Source organism: Desulfopila sp. IMCC35008 (genome assembly GCF_010646885.2).
In the GTDB taxonomy this organism is placed as follows: domain Bacteria; phylum Desulfobacterota; class Desulfobulbia; order Desulfobulbales; family Desulfocapsaceae; genus Desulfopila.
In genome coordinates, this window is the sequence record NZ_CP050700.1 from 1,668,965 (window position 1) to 1,687,334 (window position 18,370).

The window sequence follows — 18,370 nt, forward strand, 5'->3', positions numbered from 1 at the left end:
ATTCTTAGAACTTCAAAGTCAAGATTGCAAACATAATCTGAGGTTTAGGAAGGGAAAAAATCATATCAAGTTTGTGATATATATATTCAGATATACAGAAAAGATGTAATACTCACGACAAGCAAATTGTGGATCATCTCCTAATGATACACTTGGACAAGTTACGCCTTTGATCCCAAAAGCATGGTAAAGTAATTACTTGGATATGGCTGAGACCTCCAGTCCTGTTTTACTAGACTCCGAACAAATTGACGCATGTCAAGTTTCCTTCCCGCAACTCCATATGGGTATGCATATGGGTATGAACCGAAATTGTTGACAGCTGCGAACAAGGAATATCCTTTAAATTTCTGGTTGATTCGTTTTTTTCAATGCATAACACAGACTTGCTGATAACCCTGTTAACCTTTGTTGTCGCCTCTTTTTTGCTGGTAACCAATTATGTGAAAGGGGATCAGGTAGCTCTTCTTATCATTTTGGTACTGATGACTACCGGGGTGCTGTCTATCCCTGAGGCTCTTTCCGGCTTTTCTAACCCTGTGGTTGTAATCATAACCGCCATGTTCATAATCAGTGAGGCAGTGGTTTTCACGGGTATTGCTCAGCGTTTAGGGGAAAAAATTATTGAACATGGTGGGACAAACGAAGCAAAACTTATGACTTTGCTTATGGCAGCGTCCTGCTTTGTCGGTTCTTTTATGAGTTCTACTGCAACGGTTGCCATATTTGTTCCTGTAGCAATAGCTGTAGCCCATAAAGCCCATCTAAATCACAGACGGCTACTCATGCCGCTGGCGGTAGGGTCACTCATTAGCGGGATGATGACACTCGTTGCAACATCACCAAATATTGTTGTCAACAATGCTTTAAGTGCACAAGGATTGGAAAAGTTGTCATTTTTCAGTTTTACTCCTATTGGGGTTTCGGTCTTAATTGTTTCGATCTTCTTTATGATTGTCATAGGACGCCGGCTGTTGGACAAAAAAATGCATGTCCCGCAAAAAATTGATGGTCGCACGATCAGTGATCTTATTCAGCACTATAAAATGCAGCAAGATATCTACCTGTTAATGGTCCCCCCTGACTCTAAAATGGCTGATCGTGCCTTCATCCGTTTGCAATTGAGGAAAAATTACCACGTTAAGATGATAGGGTTGCAGACATTTGTCAAAGGCAGACGAGAAATAAGCGTGGTCAGGCCTGAAACTGTAATAAAAGCGGGAGATGTACTCGTAATAGTGTCACGCCCCGAGCATATTGATAAGTTTATCTCCGCATTCAAATTACAAAGAAAGGCAATTACTACAGATGGCGAGACCCTTAAAGCATTTTTTCAGGTTATTGGTGCTGCTGAAGTAATGCTCACACCGGATTCAAATCTCATAGGGAAGTCGGTAAAAGAGATCTCCTTCCAGACGCTTTTTCGCTGCATGGTTCTGGGGATACGAAGACGAGGGGAAACTATTACTGAGAATATTACAGATCTCCCTTTGCAGTTTGGAGATGTGTTACTTGTCAGCGGTGCCTGGGTTGATATCCTGAAACTTAAGGATTTTCGGGACCAGTATCTTTTACTGACAATACCACATGATTTACGCGAGGTTGTCCCGGGGGGGAATAAGGCCACCTTAGCAGTGGGGGTTCTCTTGGTGATGGTTCTCCTGATGGTTTTTAATATTTTGCCCAATGTAATTGCAATACTGGGAGCAGCCGCAGCTCTGATTTTTTTTCGCTGTGTAAATATGGATACTTATTACAAAACAATCGACTGGAAAACAGTCTTTCTTATAGCAGGAATCCTCCCGCTGGCCTTAGCTCTTCAAAAGACAGGTGCGTCAACATTGGTTTCAAATTTTATGCTACAGACGTTTGGAGGGGTTCATTCACTGGTTGTCTTGGCCGGGATATTTTTGGTCACTGTTTTTACAGGACTCTTTATTTCGAATACTCCGGCAGCCGTACTTGTTGCTCCTGTTGCCGTTGACATTGGAGTCAAGCTCAATATTTCCCCACAGGCTTGTGCAATGATTGTTGCTATAGCTTGCTCGGCTGCCTTTATCTCCCCTGTAGGATCAGCTGTAAATATGGTTGTCCGGGAACCCGGTGGCTACCGATTCCGGGACTACATGAAAATAGGTATACCCTTACTGCTCTTTTCCATGTGTATCTCAATTACCCTGGTCTGGTTACTCTACCTGAACTGAATAACAAAAAATTGACAAAGGAAACAGATGACATTTCCAAATTTTGCAGACCTTTTATCAATAACTGATCCAACTGTTTTTTGGGCAGGTCTTGCGGTATTTGTTGCCCGTATTTTTGATGTTTCTATTGGCACTGTAAGAACTATTGTGACTGTCCAGGGAAGAACGGCAATAGCATTCTTCCTGGCAGTTTTTGAAGTGACAATCTGGATTACTGTGGTTAGTGCGGTAATAACTCAGGTCAAAGATATGCCGGTACTTGTGATATTTTATTCTCTTGGTTATGCGACCGGAAACGTAGTTGGTATAAAAGTAGAAAAACGGTTAGCCTTCGGAATGATCATTCTCAAGATATTTTCACTAACAAGTGGCAAGGAGCTGGCTAAAGCATTTCGTGACAAGGGCCAGCCGGTAACCACATTTGAAGGTGAAGGAAAAGATGGACCTGTCTTGGAGTTGTATCTGGCGTGTCGTCGGCGCGATTTGAAATGGATGATTCCTCAGGTATTTGAGATCGACAAGAATGCTTTTTATGTAATTGAACAAGCCAGGGATGTGAGTAAAATCTTAAAGCCTGTGATGACTCCTCTTGGGGGGTGGCGTCAAAGACATAACCGTAAATAGTTCCTATCTGGTTTCCATCTTAAAACACCCATGTTCCTCACACCGGAAGGGCAGACACAACCTTATAGAGTACTCAGGAGTTTGACATCATGGAAATTAATCAGTCATTTATGTTGTTTACGGAGCGACTCATTGAACAAGATATCAGCGAGGCAACCAAAATTCTCGAAGAAATCCCGAGACAGGATGCTTCACTGATTCTGGCAAACCTCTCTCCGGGAAAAGTAATACAAATTGTAAGACGTTTGCAAACAAGCTTTGCAGGGGCGCTTCTGGAAGATATTGAACCGGAGTCGGTAGTGTCAGTTCTTGCAGCAATGCCGCCAAATAAAGCGGCTTCTATCGTGACCCACCTGTCGCTGGAGAAACGTGATAGGATTCTTCCTAGTATATCTGGTGACCTCGCGAACAAAATTCGGGAGCTCTATACTTATCCGGAAGGGAGTGTCGGCAGGTATATGTCCACTGATTACCTCACTTTTGAAAAGCAAGAGGAAGCGGGGGATGTGATAGAGAAAATCAGAAATCTGGCTATTAAAAAAACAATGCCGGCATCCTATACGTACGTGATTGATGAAGAAGGCATCTTACAAGGGGTCTTAAATATGAGGGACCTCATGCTTGCCCGGCCGGAGACTACGCTTAATTCGATTATGATAACAAGTGTGTTCACAATTCACTGTTTTACAGACCGAAATGATGCAGCGCGCGATATGGCTAAACGCAAGTATTTTGCGGCTCCTGTAGTTGATAACGAAAACAGACTCCTTGGCGTTATCAAGGCGGAGAATATGTTGACCGGACTGCGTGAGGATTTTTCAAGTGATTTGCTCAAGATGGTTGGTGCCGGTGGTGATGAACGTACATTTTCCCCATTGATTTTTGCCATGAAGAAACGCTTACTCTGGCTTAATGTGAATTTGGTTACCGCCTTTATGGCAGCAGGAGTTGTTGCCATGTTTGAGGGAATTATCGCGAAAATCACTATTCTTGCCATCTTTCTGCCGGTAATTGCCGGGCAGGGTGGAAACGCAGGTGCACAATCTCTTGCAGTAGTTATGAGAGGCCTCGTTATGCGTGAAATTCCCCCCAAAAGAGTCAAGGAACTTATTTGGAAGGAAACGAAGTTGGGTGCAATAAATGGGGTTGTTATTGGTATTATTACAGCTTTTTTGGCCTGGCTGTGGCATGGAAATGCCTGGTTGGGCCTGGTGATCGGGTTGGGTATGATCCTAAATCTCATAATAGCCGGTTTGGCAGGTAGCTCAATTCCTATCCTTATGAAAAAAATGTCAATCGATCCGGCCCAAAGCTCCTCTATTATCTTGACCACTGTTACTGATGTGATGGGATTTCTGGCCTTTTTGGGTTTGGCAGTTCTTTTTCAAAACAAACTCATATGAAACAGGGATGCTGCTACCCGGGTGAGTGATGTGAAACCTGGATTAGAGAGTAATAGATAATTGCCTATAGAATACCAAATCGTGACTACTGAAAAAAACGATCAAAACATTCAGACAAAAGATTCTTTTTCGCCTGAGAATTTGCAATCCAGCACATTTCAGAGGTTTTTCCATAAACTCTCTCATGGCGGCTACCTGCTTTTTCCAGCTGCTGTTCTGGCTCTTTTCTGGGCGAATATCAGTCCTGCCAGCTATCAAGACTTCTGGCATTTGCCATTGACCCTCAGTCTTGGAAATATGTCGCTGTCACTTTCCTTATCGCACTGGGTCAATGATGTGCTGATGACATTTTTCTTTTTCACTGTAGGCCTTGAGATAAAACGAGAGCTTCTGGTCGGGGCTTTATCTAATAAGCGAAATGCACTTTTACCGATTTATGCAGCAGCAGGTGGGATGATCGTTCCGGCCCTTGTTTTTTTTGCATTTAATCAACAGCTTCCGGAAGCCAAAGGGTGGGGAATTCCAATGGCGACAGACATTGCATTTTCCCTCGCTGTCTTAAGTACCCTTGGCTCCCGAATTCCATTCTCAGTCAGGATTTTTTTGACCGCATTTGCAATCGCAGATGACCTTGGGGCTGTGCTGGTTATCGCAGCTTTTTATACGTCGAATATCGATTTTAGATATCTGGCAGGAGCCGTCCCTGTTATTATTGCCCTGGGTACATTAAACCGATTCTGGGTACGCTCTGCCATTCCATATCTTGCAATAGGAGCTTTGTTGTGGGTCACCGTCGCTCTTTCCGGATTGCATGCAACGGTGGCGGGAGTGATAGTTGCTATGTTTATACCGGCCCGGGGCAAGTATGATATGACAATCTTTCTGAATATTCTCGAAGCTCACGCGGAAAAAATAAGAGAAAACAATAGGACCAGCAGTGATATTATGCTCAATCGTTTTCATCTCAATGCGGTGCAGTCCATCGACCATGCGTGCCTTGAGGTAGAGACCCCTTTGCAGCATCTGGAACTGACTCACACCAAGTGGGTATCTCTTGTGGTACTACCACTTTTCGCCCTTGCCAATATGGGTTTGGTACTCAAAGGAATAGACCTCTCAGAGGCAATCAGCCACCCGGTTACCCTGGGTATTTGCTTTGGCTTGTTGTTCGGTAAGACATCCGGTGTCTTTGTAGCTACCTTTTTGGCATCCAAGTTGATGCGTTTGCCTCTGGCTGAAGGATTCACGTGGCTACGATTGCTGGGAGTCGCATTTCTTGGGGGGATCGGTTTTACCATGTCACTTTTTATATCGAGCTTATCATATGCAAAACCGATTTATCTTGATTATGCCAAGATAGGCATCATCTGTGGTTCAGTTTTATGTGCTCTTCTGGGCTATTTGATTTTACGGATAAGTACTGAAGCGGGCAAAAGTAGTGAGTGATTTACACACAGCCGATTCCTCTCCATAAAGAACGTTACATAGTAAGTTTTACACGAGCCATTTTTCATTCAGGGAAACACTATGACAATAGATATATGGCTTGGGATACTGTTTTGTATCTCTCAATCAGCAATGTTCTCCGGACTTGATTTGGCCTTTTTCAGTATCTCAAGACTCCGCCTTGAGGTGGAAAAAACCAGGGAAATATTTCAGCCGCCAAGGTTCTCACGATACGGGAGGATGCGAACTTTTTGCTTACCACTATTCTTCTAGGAAATGTGGGGATCAATGTCCTGCTCACACTATTGTCAAATCAGGTGCTTGCCGGAATTACCGCATTTCTGTTTTCTACAGTCTTCATAACTGCCTTGGGAGAAATAATACCTCAGGCATATTTTTCGAGACATGCGCTGCAGACAGCTGCACTTCTCAGTCTAGTTCTTAAATTGTACCAGATAATCCTCTATCCTTTTGCTAAACCAACAGCATTTTTTCTGGATAAATGGCTGGGCAAAGAAGGAATACACTTTTACAAAGAGCAGGAACTGAGGGACATGATTGACATCCACATGAAATCAGCAACAAGTGAAATAGATGCTGTCGAAGGAAGGGGGGCGCTTAACTTTCTCAATCTGGATGACATGGCTGTTTCGAATGAAGAGGAGCTAGTCGATCCCGGCTCTGTAATTATGCTGCCTTTCACAGGGCGTCTTCCACATTTTCCTGAGTTCAACTGTGACCCTGAGGATCCATTTTTAAAGGGTATTCAACAATCAGGTAAGAAGTGGGTTGTGATAACCGACACACGCGATGTAGCCCATTATGCGCTCGATGCGGATAGCTTTCTGCGGGAGATATTTTTTTTCAGGGAAACCACTGAATCCTTTACACTTTTGTCACAAACCTATTGTGGTGACAGATCCTGAAACACCATTTAAGCAAGTGATACTGCGACTCAAGGTTATTCCGGAGAGAACAGGAGATGATGTTGTCGACGAAGATCTCATCCTCCTCTTGGGAAATTCAAGAAAAATTATTACAGGGGCAGACATTCTCGGGCGGTTGCTCAGGGGGATTGCCAAAAATGGAAGATCTTCGTTTTCAAACCTGCGGTCTGTGGACTTTTATTGATTCCGGGGGTTAGTTTTCGCCACAAATTGTCAGGCAATGCGACCATACAGAGCCAGAATAATGGATGTGTCCTTCAAGTTCTTACACGCCTCATCTCTGTAATCGTTCCAACTGTTCTTCAAGTTCTGCAATCTTTTCAAGAAGGTCCAGAACAAGCCCACAACCGGCAAGATTGAGGCCGAGATCATTTTTTAATCTTTCAATTTTATGAACTCGGGCAACAATACTCTCTTCAAATAATGGTTCTGGTTTTTCTACAACAGGGTCTAATAAGCCAAGAACAATATATCTGCGCAATTTGTCCGGATGCAAGCCTACCAGTCTGCTAAGCTCCCAAATTGTTATCAGTTCATCATCAAGGTACCGTCCATAAATGACCAGCTCATATCTTTTCATCATGTTTTGCACTTTGCCCCCTCTCCGCCCTCGGATTATAGCTGGAAGTTTTCGACAGCTCCTGAAAGAGACGCTTTTCTTCTTCACCTAATGTTTCAGGAACTCGTATTTCGACTTCGATTATGATATTTCCAGCACCGGATTTTTTCTTGGGTATTCCCTTACCCCGCAATCGGAACCGTTTTCTATTCTGGGTGCCGGCGGGAATAGAGAGTGTTACTGTTCCGTCAACTGTGCTTACCGGGATTTTGGCACCCAGGGCCGCCTCCCAGGGAGATATTGCTACAGAAGTATACAAGTCATATCCAACCACATGAAATCTTGGGTCAGGTGACAGTAGCACCCTCAGCAGGAGATCCCCATCGGCACCATGACCAAACCCTTTTTCTCCCTGCCCTGCCAATCTAATTACTGAACCATGAGTCACTCCCCTGGGAATTTTTACCTGGAGTGTTTTTTCCTTCGGTAGTAACTGGCCATCAGCTTGAGCCTCAAATACCTGAAATGTAATCGTCCTTGTAGTGCCGTGAAATACCTCTTCCAGCCCTACAGTAATTTCAGCCTCACGTGATTGTCCGGGAGCGTCATAGTATCTGTCTTGAGTTGGTCCTGACGTAGTGTGTGAAAAGCGATCACCAAAAAATTGTTTGAAAAAATCGCTAAAATCATCTGCACTTCGGAAATGTTCTCCACTACCGTATCTGTATGATTCAGAAAATGGATCACCGGTTCGATTTTGTCCGGTCTGTTGATCCCAATGGGGAGGTGGTTGCTGTCCGGCGTTCTCCCAGTCTTTACCATATCGATCGTAGAGTTTTCGTTTTTCCGGGTCTCTCAATACCTCTTTGGCCTCGTTAATCTCTTTAAACTTGTCTTCTGCGTCTGCGGCCTTATTTACATCTGGATGATGCTTGCGGGCCAGTTTTTTATAAGCTCGCTGAATATCATCGCTGGAGGCATCTTTATTAACACCGAGTATCTTGTAATAATCTTTATATTCCATATTGTTATAGTCTCATTTCACGTCTCTTGTTTGCTGATATGACCAAACACTTTCTCTTTTCAGGCATGAGGCAATACGATGATAACTGCTTATACTTTCTATCATATAAAAATATAGTCTTTAGGGACAATAACAATTCCATTTTCAGAAACCGTAAAACGTTGTTTGTCCTCAATTATATCATGACCGATTTTCTCACCTGGCGGGATTGTAACATTCTTGTCGATTATGCAGTTCTGTAACATGGCACCTGCACCGACATGAACACCACCGAATAGTATCGAGTTTTCAATGATTGCACTGTCTTCAACTAATATGTTGTGAAACAGCACACTGCGGCGGACATGGCCTCCTGATATGACTACACCACTTGCCAATATTGAATTAACAAAGGTTCCTTCTGATCCGGAAGCACAGGGGGTAGTTCGTGCAGGTGGAGTTTGTGGCTGATATGTCCGTACAGGCCAATTAGGCTGATAGAGATCCAGTGGCGGCAGAGGTTCAAGGAGGTCCATATTTGCCTGGTAATAGGCATCTAATGTTCCAACATCACGCCAATACCGATCTTGACTGACCCTACCGGGGTTATCACCTAAAGTATATGCCTGCACTTTTTTGTCTTTGACCAGCAGGGGAAGAATATCTTTGCCGAAATCATGGCTTGACGAAGAGTTTTCATGGTCCTGTAGTAAAGTTTTGGCCAGTAATTGAGTGGAAAAGATATACAGGCCCATGGATGCTAATGTTCTTCCAGGTTTATCAGCGATAGGGGTCGGTTGTTTTGGTTTTTCCTCAAATGCAATGATCTGCCGGTCCTCTCTGGGTACTACTACACCAAATGCGCCCGCATCTTCTACGGCGACCTCCATGCAAGCGACAGTGACATCTGCATTTGTTTCCTGATGTGCTTTGATCATTGCCTCATAATCCATCCTATAGATATGATCACCAGACAAAATCAGCACATAATCAGCCCGGCTTCGTTCAAGCAGGTTGAGATTCTGGTAAATCGCATCTGCTGTACCCTTATACCAATGCTCTCCTGAGTTCATCTGGGCAGGGACTGGTGTTATATATTCCCCCAGTTCAGGATTAAAAATTGACCATCCATCACGAAGGTGCTTATTCAGCGAGTGCGATTTATACTGGGTAAGGACAAGAACCTGGCGGAGTCCGGAATGGAGACAGTTGGTCAGGGTGAAATCGATAATCCTGTACTTGCCGCCAAAAGGAACGGCTGGCTTTGAGCGCTTTGATGTTAAAGGATATAGTCGAGAACCTACTCCGCCAGCCAGAATGAATGTCATGGTTTTTTTATGCATATTTCCCTGTTCATTAATTTGAACAATCATTTATAGATAAGACTGATACTGCATATGGCAAATCCAAAACTTAGCAGAATAATTATTCATGGGGAGATTGAAGGAAAACCCAATTATCCCATTATAGAATGGCTGCTAACCTCCTGAAATATATCATTTGAGGGGTACTTCCTGTTCCTGGTCTTCTGTTTTCTGCAGTAACGTAATAAGAGAATCTAACCGCTCCCGCATTGGTTCATTCTCCGGTAATGGCTTTTCTGATTTCACAGATGGTAAAATATAGTCATAGAGCAATTGCTCAGGCACCTGGCTTCTCACGTCATCAAGCTGGCTGGTGAAGACAACGACCATGTTCTGTTCTTTCAGGGCAAAAATACGCTGACCATATGCGCCTCGTGCTGCGAATATGTCAGGACCCATAATCCACCACTGATAGCCGTATCCGTAAGTCTCACTATTATCAATCTGTCTTGTTGTTGAGTCTATGACCCATTCAGTGGGCAATATTTGTTTTTCGTTCCATCTTCCTTCTTTTATGAACAGGTAGCCAAATCTCGCCATGTCGAGCGGGCGCATGGTGATATCGCTATAACCAATTGTTAATCCATTATGACTTTTCCAATGAATATCATGGATTCCGAGTGGGGAAAAGAGGTGTTGCCTGGCAAAGTCAAAGGCCGTCTGACCTGTAGTTTTCTGGATAATTGCGGTGAGGAGGGACGATGCACCATTACAATATACAAACCTGCTGCCCGGCAGCTCAATCAAGGGCAGATCAATCATATATTGCACCCAGTCGTCTGCCTGCCACATTTCCCTCAATCCTTTATAATCATAGGCCTTGGTGTCTTCACACTTTAATCCTGTGGCCATCGTCAATACATGTTTCAGAGTTATGTTTCGTTTATTGGTCTCTCCGATTGTGGCGCTCTTTTCGGGGAAAAATTCCAGCAGGCTTCGATCAACTGAACCAATGTAGCCTTTCTCAACAGCAATTCCGATCAGCGCCGAAGAAATACTCTTGGTGCAGGAATATATCTGGTGCTTGAAGTGTGGTCCTGCGGGGTACTTATAAGACTCCAGGACGAGGCGGCCGTTACGAATTACGATTATGCTGTCGATTTTATATTCATTTTTCCAAAGGGCATCTAACATGTCCGATAACACCTCAGAACTCATGCCCTGGCTTTCCGGGGATGCGGTCCGCCAATTTTCCTGGGGCCAGTATTCAGCAAAAGCAAGCTCGGCAAGCAGGGAAAATAAGATCAACAGTAAACTGATCTTCTGAAAGGCAAAGAAAGGTCTGATTTTCATCCTATGCTCCTGATTATCTCACCCTGAAGAACTTTTATAAGATTACCACATATGTCATACTTGATGCGAGAAAACTGGCCAGTATCTTTCGCTGTCTGGTCACTGTTTTTGGGTTTCCATATAACTAGTTCCCGTCCTAAAACTACCCTTCTGCCCAATCTCAGCGTTCCGGCTAAATTATTTATCCTCCGAATATCGTACATATGCGTGCGGTAAATAATTTAGCCACGCCTCGATATTGAACAGAATGCTGAGTTTTAGGATGGGAACTAACTAGTTTGCCGTTGCGCATCGGAGATGTTTTGCGGACCATTGAGTTGAGATCGGTAAGCCAGAGTGACTATTCGTCATGAGTATAGTTACTATGGGGGGAAGATGTTTCATGGTAGAGTGAATGTTGTGGTTCATGGCTTCCATACAATTTTGTTTACAATTAAACCATTTTCGCAGCTCATCGTTCTTCAGATATTTTTGTGATATACTATCAGCTAAATAACCTGAACGCCTTGTATTTGATAAATCACAAATTCTTACGGTGATATTCATTATGGGATCAATTCTTAGAAATATGAAACTTCACATTGTTGCCACATTCTCATTATGTCTATTTCTGACGAGTCTTTTATTTTCGTGTAACGATACGCTGATGGCTATGAATTTATTAAGAATAGGAACGGGAGGTGAAACCGGCGTTTACTATCCTATCGGAAAATTAATTGCAGAGGGAATCACTAACAAAGCTCAAGAAAAAGATTCTCCGCTTCCGATAATTATTGGAGTTGCACAGAAGTCTGCGGGATCAGTCGAAAACATTCTGGCTATCTATAACAAGGAAATTGAGGCAGGGTTGGTGCAGGCAGACGTCGCATCATTAGCCTATAGCGGTGAAATACAACTTTCCGGAATATCTGAAACATCATCAATTAGAGCTATTGCCAGTTTGTATTCAGAAAAGTTTCAGGTTGTCGTAAGAAAAGACACCAACATAAAATCGTTTCAAGAGTTGAAAGGGAAAAGGATTTCAATAGATGAAGAGGGATCCGGCACCCTGGCTGTAATGCGAATTGTTCTGGATGCGTATGATATGAAAGAAGAAGATCTCCTCCCCTTTTATCTCAAACCTGTTTTTACTCATAAACGACTAACCGATAGACAGATAGATGGTTTTGTTATGATGGCAGGGGCTCCAATGGCCGCTGTAACCGAACTCCTCGATGTCGGTGTGACTCTTTTGCCTCTAGATAAAAATTTTCTGAGAAAGATCAATAAAACATATCCATACTTATTTCCAGGTAGTATTGAGGAAGGCACCTATAAAAACATACCTGAAATAACCACGCTTGAGGTCTACGCTCTTCTTGTTGTGCATGAAGATATGTCAGAGGAATCAGCTTATGGAATTACTCGCGCACTTTTCAGTGAGGAAACGCTGGAGCGATTGAGACTTGGGCATCCTCAAGGTAAAAGTATAACCATGGAGACAGGTTTGAATGGTGTATCAATACCATTGCATCCAGGGGCGAAACGCTTTTTTGATGAGCAGAAGAAGCTGTAGTTCCAGAAAATTATGATACTGATTGGAAAGCATAAATCATCGCAGATTGCACTCTGGAGCCTGATGACGGTTGTTATTTCCTTGGTCATAATGTCCGCTCTCTATACAATACTCACCTTGCGGTCTATCGAGAAAAATCTGCCAAACACATTACTCAAGGAGCTGAACCTGCTCTCGACTGCCTTGGAAAGAGTTTCAGATGTTGTAACAGCATCAAAGATAGCAAAAGAAGTACGTACTGAACAAAATATTATAACGCTAAGAAAAAAAATAGATATTGCCCAATCCATTATCACTGAACTTAGAGAAACATATGTTTTCGACAATTTAGTAAATGCTTCTCACTTTCACGCAGTTACTGCACCGGTTATTGCGGATCTTCACACCTGGTTATCTGAGGGGGTATCCGGTTACCTGCCGACATCAACAATTACTCTGGGAATTGCTGAATTACGTGTAAAGGATGCGTACCAGAAAGCATGGGATTTGAATACCCAATCTCAACTTAAAGCTCAGACAATACTCAATAACCAGAAAATCAGGCTGGAGAAATTACAGAAAAGTGTAAGTGCTTTGTTTATTCTAACGCTTCTTGTTGTCAGCTTTCTGATATTTTTCCTTTTTCGTCAAACGTATCTGATTAAACGGGAAACCCACACCAAGAATGAACTGAGAGAGCAGCGTGACCTGCTGCAAAGTCTGTTGAAAAATGTACCACTGGGAATCGTTGTTTGGGATAAAGATAAAAGAATAGTGCACCTCAATGATAAATTTACAGAGACCACAGGGTATGACCAGACAGACATGGCCACGTTGGAAATGTGGCCGAGATTGGCATATCCTGATCCGCAATACCGACGGGAAGTCAGGAATCATTGGGAAGGGCTCGACAAGTCCAAGTCTGCGGGGGAGTATAAAGTAAACTGCAAGAATGGCGAAGTTAAAGATATTGAATTTCGAGCGACCTTTCTGGCTGATTCTCGTGTTATCAACACATTAACAGATGTAACAGAACGCAATGTGCGGGAGCAGGCACTGCAGGAAAGTCATAAAATAGAGGCTCGTGCCAAAAAAATGGAGTCCCTTGGACTACTTGCAGGAGGAGTAGCCCACGATCTCAATAATATATTATCTGGAATTGTCAGCTATCCCGACCTGATTTTGCTCGAACTCGAAGAACACGACAAAACACGGCAGGCGATAGAAATAATGCGTGATTCCGGACAGAAGGCTGCCGCTATCGTTCAGGATCTTCTTACCGTTGCTCGCGGTGTTGCAATAGCAAAAGAGGCTTTGAATCTCAATAGTGTTATCAATGATTATCTCGCTTCTCCAGACTTCCAATTGCTCAAAAAGCATCACCCCAATGTCTCCTTTAATATCTCACTTGATGATAACTTGAAAAATATTATGGGTTCCCGAGTGCATCTGCAAAAGATACTTATGAATCTTATATCAAATGGCAGTGAGGCAATAGACCATAGTGGAGAGGTGTTGATAGCAACATCGTGGCGGCATATAGATACTCCTTTCAAAGGATATGAAGAAGTTGAGGAGGGAGAATATGTACTCCTGTCTGTTGCAGATCAGGGAGGAGGGGTACCAGAAGCTGACTTAGATAGAATATTTGAACCATTTTTCACCAAAAAGGTAATGGGACGAAGTGGCACTGGTCTTGGACTTGCTGTTGTTTGGAATGTGGTTCAGGATCATAACGGTTATATAAACGTAGTTAGTTCCAGCAATGGCACCACCTTCAGCGTTTTTCTTCCAGTTACTGAAAAGAACATATTACCTTCAATTTCATCATACGAGTTGCGTGAAGTGGAAGGCGCCGGAGAAACCATTCTCGTGGTAGACGATATTAGCTCCCAAAGAATTATTTCGGCCAGAATCCTGGAAAAATTAAGATACAGGGTACTTACTGTGTCAAGTGGTGAAGAGGCTGTCGAGTTTTTAAATAGGAACAGAGTTGACTTGCTGCTGTTAGATATGATTATGGATCCCGGGATAAATGGCAGACAGACATACAAAAGAATTCTCGAAACCAACGATAAACAGAAGGCAATTATCGTCAGTGGCTTTGCAGAGACGGACGATGTCAAAGAAACACTCAATTTAGGGGCAAGCTGCTTTTTAAAGAAGCCTCTAAACATATATAGTCTGGGGATTGCTGTACAGAAAGTGCTTCAAGAAAAGAGATAGTTGAAGAACGCGAACAACGGAAAACCTCAATTTATTTTTGAGAAAAAAATTAAATACACGCTATGAGCTTGATCAACATGCTGAGCTTTCAGATGGGAACTATATATAATCCCCCTGCTTTCCTTATTTATTAGAAATACCTATCTAAATAGAGTAGTCCTAAATGTGGAGGACACTGTTCGATTCATTTTAGACGAGTTGTTCAGTGTACTTTTTGTACAATTTTGTAATTTGTCTTGGGTGATGTGACGTTGATGTAATATTTATGTGCCACTGTTAGGTGTTGAGAGAGGTTTTATCCACCCCAAACATAGCGATCCTGTGCTTTGTTTAATGGCATACATTTTGCATGTTTAATAAAATTGAATACGAGAACTAAACTAAGGTTCAGCTGGAGATATTTTTACAATTTATGCGATTACAAACACGCTGTGATTTGTCTTTTGATCCTACCGTGCCAACACCTTTCGTGTTGATGCTTAGACCCCGCAGTGGTGCCCATCAGTGGGTAGTCAGCGAGAAATACACTCTCTTGCCGTCAGTACCTGTGTCGGAGTTTGCCGATAGTTATGGCAATCTTTGTCAGCGACTTGTTGCTCCACCCGGTAACTTTTCTATCCATACACGGGCTGAGGTGGTTGTGCCCAATGGTGTAGACCGACAGTTTGGTGGAGAGTTTGTTGAGATTCAGAATTTACCGGATGGAGTACTTCATTATCTTTTGCCTAGTCGTTATTGTGAGTCAGAATATTTTAACAGTATGGCGATTGATATCACTGCGGGTGCGACGTGGGGCTATGATCAAGTCGCAGCAATTGAATCCTGGATACACCATACAATTCGCTATGAGTTAGAGGGGAGTGATATGCCTGTGTCTGCAGTTGAGGTCAATTCCAGAAAGTGTGGAGTCTGTAAAGATCTTTCGCATCTCGGGATTGCACTTTGTCGAAGTCTGAGTATTCCGGCTCGTCTGGTTGTTGGCTATCTTCACAAGCTTGAGCCAATGGACCTGCATGCCTGGTTTGAAGCGTATGTCGCTGGTCGCTGGTACACCTTTGATCCGACCCAGGCAGAGCTTGCGGGAGGGTATGTGGTGTTGGGTTATGGCCGTGATGCTGCAGACGTTGCTGTTTATAACCAGTTTGGACCAGCTGTATACCCAACAGCAAAGACTGTTACAGTCGAAAGTATTGAAGAGGAGAGTCTGTAAAAAACGCTAAAAGTGCGAATGCCGGATGGCATAATTTTTCAAGTCACCTTAATGATTTTTATTTCATATAATCGAGGAAAGGGTTGATGGAAACATTTAAAACGTATGATCCCGAGGGTTTTTACGATGAACTGGTTGATGAGAATGGTGTTCCTCGTCCGGGTGTGCAATTACTGGTAGACAGAATAGAATCACTGCCCGATGGGGATTTAATCCTCAGGCAAAAAGAAGCCGAGGCACTGCTTCTTAAGATGGGTATTACATTTAACGTCTACGGGCAAGATGAAGGAACTGAAAAGATTTTCCCATTTGACCTTATTCCCAGGATTATACAGGGCAAGGATTGGCAGCAGATTGAAGCCGGCCTCAAACAACGGATATTTGCCCTGAATGAATTTCTCCAGGATATCTATAACGACAAGAAAATTCTAAAAGATAAAGTGGTTCCCGAAGATCTTATTCTCAGCAGCAAGACCTATCGCAAGGAGTGTGAGGGATTCACACCGCCGAGGAAGATATGGTGTCATGTAACCGGAACCGATCTGATACGAGGAGCAGATGGATGTTTTTATGTACTTGAGGACAATCTGCGATGTCCGTCCGGAGTGTCTTATGTTCTTGAAAACAGGAGGGTGCTCAAGCGTACCTTCCCCTACGTATTTGAAAAATCCAAAGTGCGGCCTGTTGATGAGTATCCTGAAAAATTGCTGGAGATGCTTGAACATCTCGCACCAAGCGGGGTCCAGTCACCGACCATTGGCGTGTTAACACCGGGTATCTATAACAGCGCCTACTTTGAACATTCCTTCCTCTCCCAGCAGATGGGCGTCGAGCTGGTTGAGGGGCAGGATCTTGTAGTGTCCGATGGGTATGTTCACATGCTCACCACCAAAGGACTCAAACGTATAGATGTCCTGTACCGCCGCATTGATGACGATTTTATCGATCCTGCAGTATTCCGTCCCGATTCGCTCCTCGGGGTGAAAGGACTTATCGATGTCTACAAGGCCGGCCGTATTGCAATGGCAAATGCCCCGGGAACAGGTGTTGCGGATGATAAAGTCGTTTATGCCTACGTTCCGAAAATAATCAAATATTACACGGGTGAGGATGCTATCCTTCCCAATGTCCCTACGTATATCTGCCGGGAAGATAAGGACCGGGAGTACGTTCTTTCTCATCTGGATGAGTTGGTGGTAAAGGCCGCTAATGAATCTGGCGGATACGGGATGTTGGTAGGCCCACATTCCACCAAAAAGGAGCAGGAGACTTTTGCAAAATTAATAGCTGAAGATCCTCGAAATTACATCGCACAACCTACAATTTCTCTTTCCCGGGTTCCGACAATAGTCGGTGACCGACTGGAAGGTCGCCATGTAGATTTGCGGCCCTATGTGGTGTTTGGCAAAGATATATATGTGCAACCCGGAGGTTTAACCCGCGTCGCACTGAAAAAAGGGTCATTAGTAGTCAACTCATCCCAGGGCGGCGGAAGCAAGGATACGTGGGTGTTGTTGCCGGGTCAAAAATAGGAGAGAATACAATGCTTAGCCGTGTCGCAAACTCAATCTACTGGATGTGTCGCTATATCGAAAGGGCAGAAAATGTGGCTCGCTTTATAGATGTGAATCTCAATTTTTTGCTGGATATGGATTCAGAAGAGGATGAGCAGTGGGCCCCTCTTATCATGACGACTGGGGATAAGGAGTTATATGAGAAAAAAAGACGGGTATATAACCAGGAAGAAGTAACCTGGTTTCTCACCTTTGACCGGGGGTATCACAATTCTATTTTGAGCTGCGTCTCGGCAGCAAGGGAAAATGCCCGTTCCATTCGGGAAATTATTTCATCGGAAATGTGGGAACATCTCAATAATTTTTATCTGGAGCTGATGAAAGAAGAATCAATAAAAATGGCCTTACAGGACCCTAATCGTTTCTATCACCTTATTAAGATGCGCAGCCATCTCTTCACCGGATTGCTTGACTCTACCATGAGTCATGGAGAGGCTTGGAATTTTGCACGGATCGGTATGATGATAGAGCGTGCTGATAAAACATCGAGGATACTTGATGTGAAGTATTTCATGTTGCTTCGTCATGCCGACCTGGTCAATGCGCCTGTTGACAATATTCAATGGGTCGCAGTTCTGCGCTCAGCAAGTGCTTTTGAGATGTTCAGGAAAGAAATGCATCATGTAACCCCTCATAATGTAGCAGATTTTCTCATTTTCAATAAACATTTCCCCCGTTCAATTTATCACTGTCTTTCAAAAGCCCAGATCTATCTCCACCGCATAACGGGCTCTACAAACGGCGCTGCAACAAACAAAGCGGAAAAGAAACTGGGACGCCTTATGGCCGATCTGGAATATACTGATATTGAGGAGGTGATCGAGTCCGGTCTGCATGAGTTTCTGGATGATCTGCAGACCCGGCTGAACCAGATCGGGGGTGCTGTTGGTGAGACCTTTTTTAACATCAAGCCGCAAATTCAAAGGGAAACAATCGAGCAGTAATAATCGACTTTCCTATAAATGATCATTTTTCCAGTTAAC

Annotated in this window: 14 protein-coding genes; 10 read left to right on the forward strand and 4 right to left on the reverse strand. The window is 43.5% G+C overall.

The features are described from left to right. Positions 1-371: 371 nt before the first annotated feature. From GA520_RS07380 to GA520_RS07400, 5 genes are all read left to right on the forward strand, one after another. Positions 372-2,204: an SLC13 family permease gene (locus GA520_RS07380; RefSeq protein ID WP_163339495.1), complete on the forward strand. Its 1,833-nt coding sequence runs from the start codon at positions 372-374 to the stop codon at positions 2,202-2,204. 27 nt (positions 2,205-2,231) lie between these two features. Beyond that, positions 2,232-2,828, forward strand: a complete 597-nt coding sequence (locus GA520_RS07385; protein WP_163339496.1) for a DUF2179 domain-containing protein — start codon at positions 2,232-2,234, stop codon at positions 2,826-2,828. 89 nt (positions 2,829-2,917) lie between these two features. Further along, positions 2,918-4,231: a magnesium transporter gene (gene mgtE, locus GA520_RS07390; RefSeq protein ID WP_163339497.1), complete on the forward strand. Its 1,314-nt coding sequence runs from the start codon at positions 2,918-2,920 to the stop codon at positions 4,229-4,231. Between the two features lie 81 nt (positions 4,232-4,312). After that, the gene (gene nhaA, locus GA520_RS07395) at positions 4,313-5,677 is read left to right on the forward strand and encodes a Na+/H+ antiporter NhaA (protein WP_163339498.1); all 1,365 of its coding nucleotides are present in this window, start codon (positions 4,313-4,315) and stop codon (positions 5,675-5,677) included. 251 nt (positions 5,678-5,928) lie between these two features. Beyond that, positions 5,929-6,603 (forward strand): DUF21 domain-containing protein, encoded by a 675-nt coding sequence (locus GA520_RS07400; protein WP_240910212.1) that lies wholly within the window; start codon positions 5,929-5,931, stop codon positions 6,601-6,603. Between the two features lie 295 nt (positions 6,604-6,898). Here the strand turns inward: GA520_RS07400 and GA520_RS07405 are convergent, their stop codons facing one another. From GA520_RS07405 to GA520_RS07420, 4 genes are all read right to left on the reverse strand, one after another. Continuing rightward, complete coding sequence (locus tag GA520_RS07405) at positions 6,899-7,207, reverse strand: chaperone modulator CbpM (protein ID WP_163339499.1); 309 nt, start codon at positions 7,205-7,207, stop codon at positions 6,899-6,901. Continuing rightward, positions 7,191-8,207, reverse strand: coding sequence for a DnaJ C-terminal domain-containing protein (locus tag GA520_RS07410; RefSeq protein WP_163339500.1), 1,017 nt, complete (start codon positions 8,205-8,207; stop codon positions 7,191-7,193). Before GA520_RS07410 ends, GA520_RS07405 begins: the two co-directional genes overlap by 17 nt. Positions 8,208-8,308: 101 nt before the next feature. Then, positions 8,309-9,529: a glucose-1-phosphate adenylyltransferase gene (gene glgC / locus GA520_RS07415; protein WP_163339501.1), complete on the reverse strand. Its 1,221-nt coding sequence runs from the start codon at positions 9,527-9,529 to the stop codon at positions 8,309-8,311. Between the two features lie 153 nt (positions 9,530-9,682). Beyond that, complete coding sequence (locus GA520_RS07420) at positions 9,683-10,843, reverse strand: serine hydrolase (RefSeq protein ID WP_163339502.1); 1,161 nt, start codon at positions 10,841-10,843, stop codon at positions 9,683-9,685. A 568-nt stretch (positions 10,844-11,411) separates the two neighbouring features. Between GA520_RS07420 and GA520_RS07425 the strand changes: the two genes are divergently transcribed. The 5 genes from GA520_RS07425 (at position 11,412) to GA520_RS07445 (ending at position 18,331) form a co-directional block, all read left to right on the forward strand. Next, positions 11,412-12,398 (forward strand): TAXI family TRAP transporter solute-binding subunit, encoded by a 987-nt coding sequence (locus GA520_RS07425; protein ID WP_240910214.1) that lies wholly within the window; start codon positions 11,412-11,414, stop codon positions 12,396-12,398. 12 nt (positions 12,399-12,410) lie between these two features. Then, positions 12,411-14,603 (forward strand): PAS domain-containing sensor histidine kinase, encoded by a 2,193-nt coding sequence (locus GA520_RS07430; RefSeq protein ID WP_163339504.1) that lies wholly within the window; start codon positions 12,411-12,413, stop codon positions 14,601-14,603. Between the two features lie 412 nt (positions 14,604-15,015). Next, positions 15,016-15,813 carry a transglutaminase family protein gene (locus tag GA520_RS07435; RefSeq protein ID WP_163339505.1) on the forward strand — a complete coding sequence of 266 codons (798 nt, stop codon included), beginning with the start codon at positions 15,016-15,018 and terminating at the stop codon, positions 15,811-15,813. Positions 15,814-15,899: 86 nt separating this feature from the next. Beyond that, entirely contained in the window at positions 15,900-17,345 is a 1,446-nt protein-coding gene (locus GA520_RS07440; protein ID WP_163339506.1) for a circularly permuted type 2 ATP-grasp protein, read from the forward strand. An 11-nt stretch (positions 17,346-17,356) separates the two neighbouring features. Continuing rightward, complete coding sequence (locus tag GA520_RS07445) at positions 17,357-18,331, forward strand: alpha-E domain-containing protein (RefSeq protein WP_163339507.1); 975 nt, start codon at positions 17,357-17,359, stop codon at positions 18,329-18,331. The last annotated feature ends 39 nt before the right edge of the window (positions 18,332-18,370 follow it).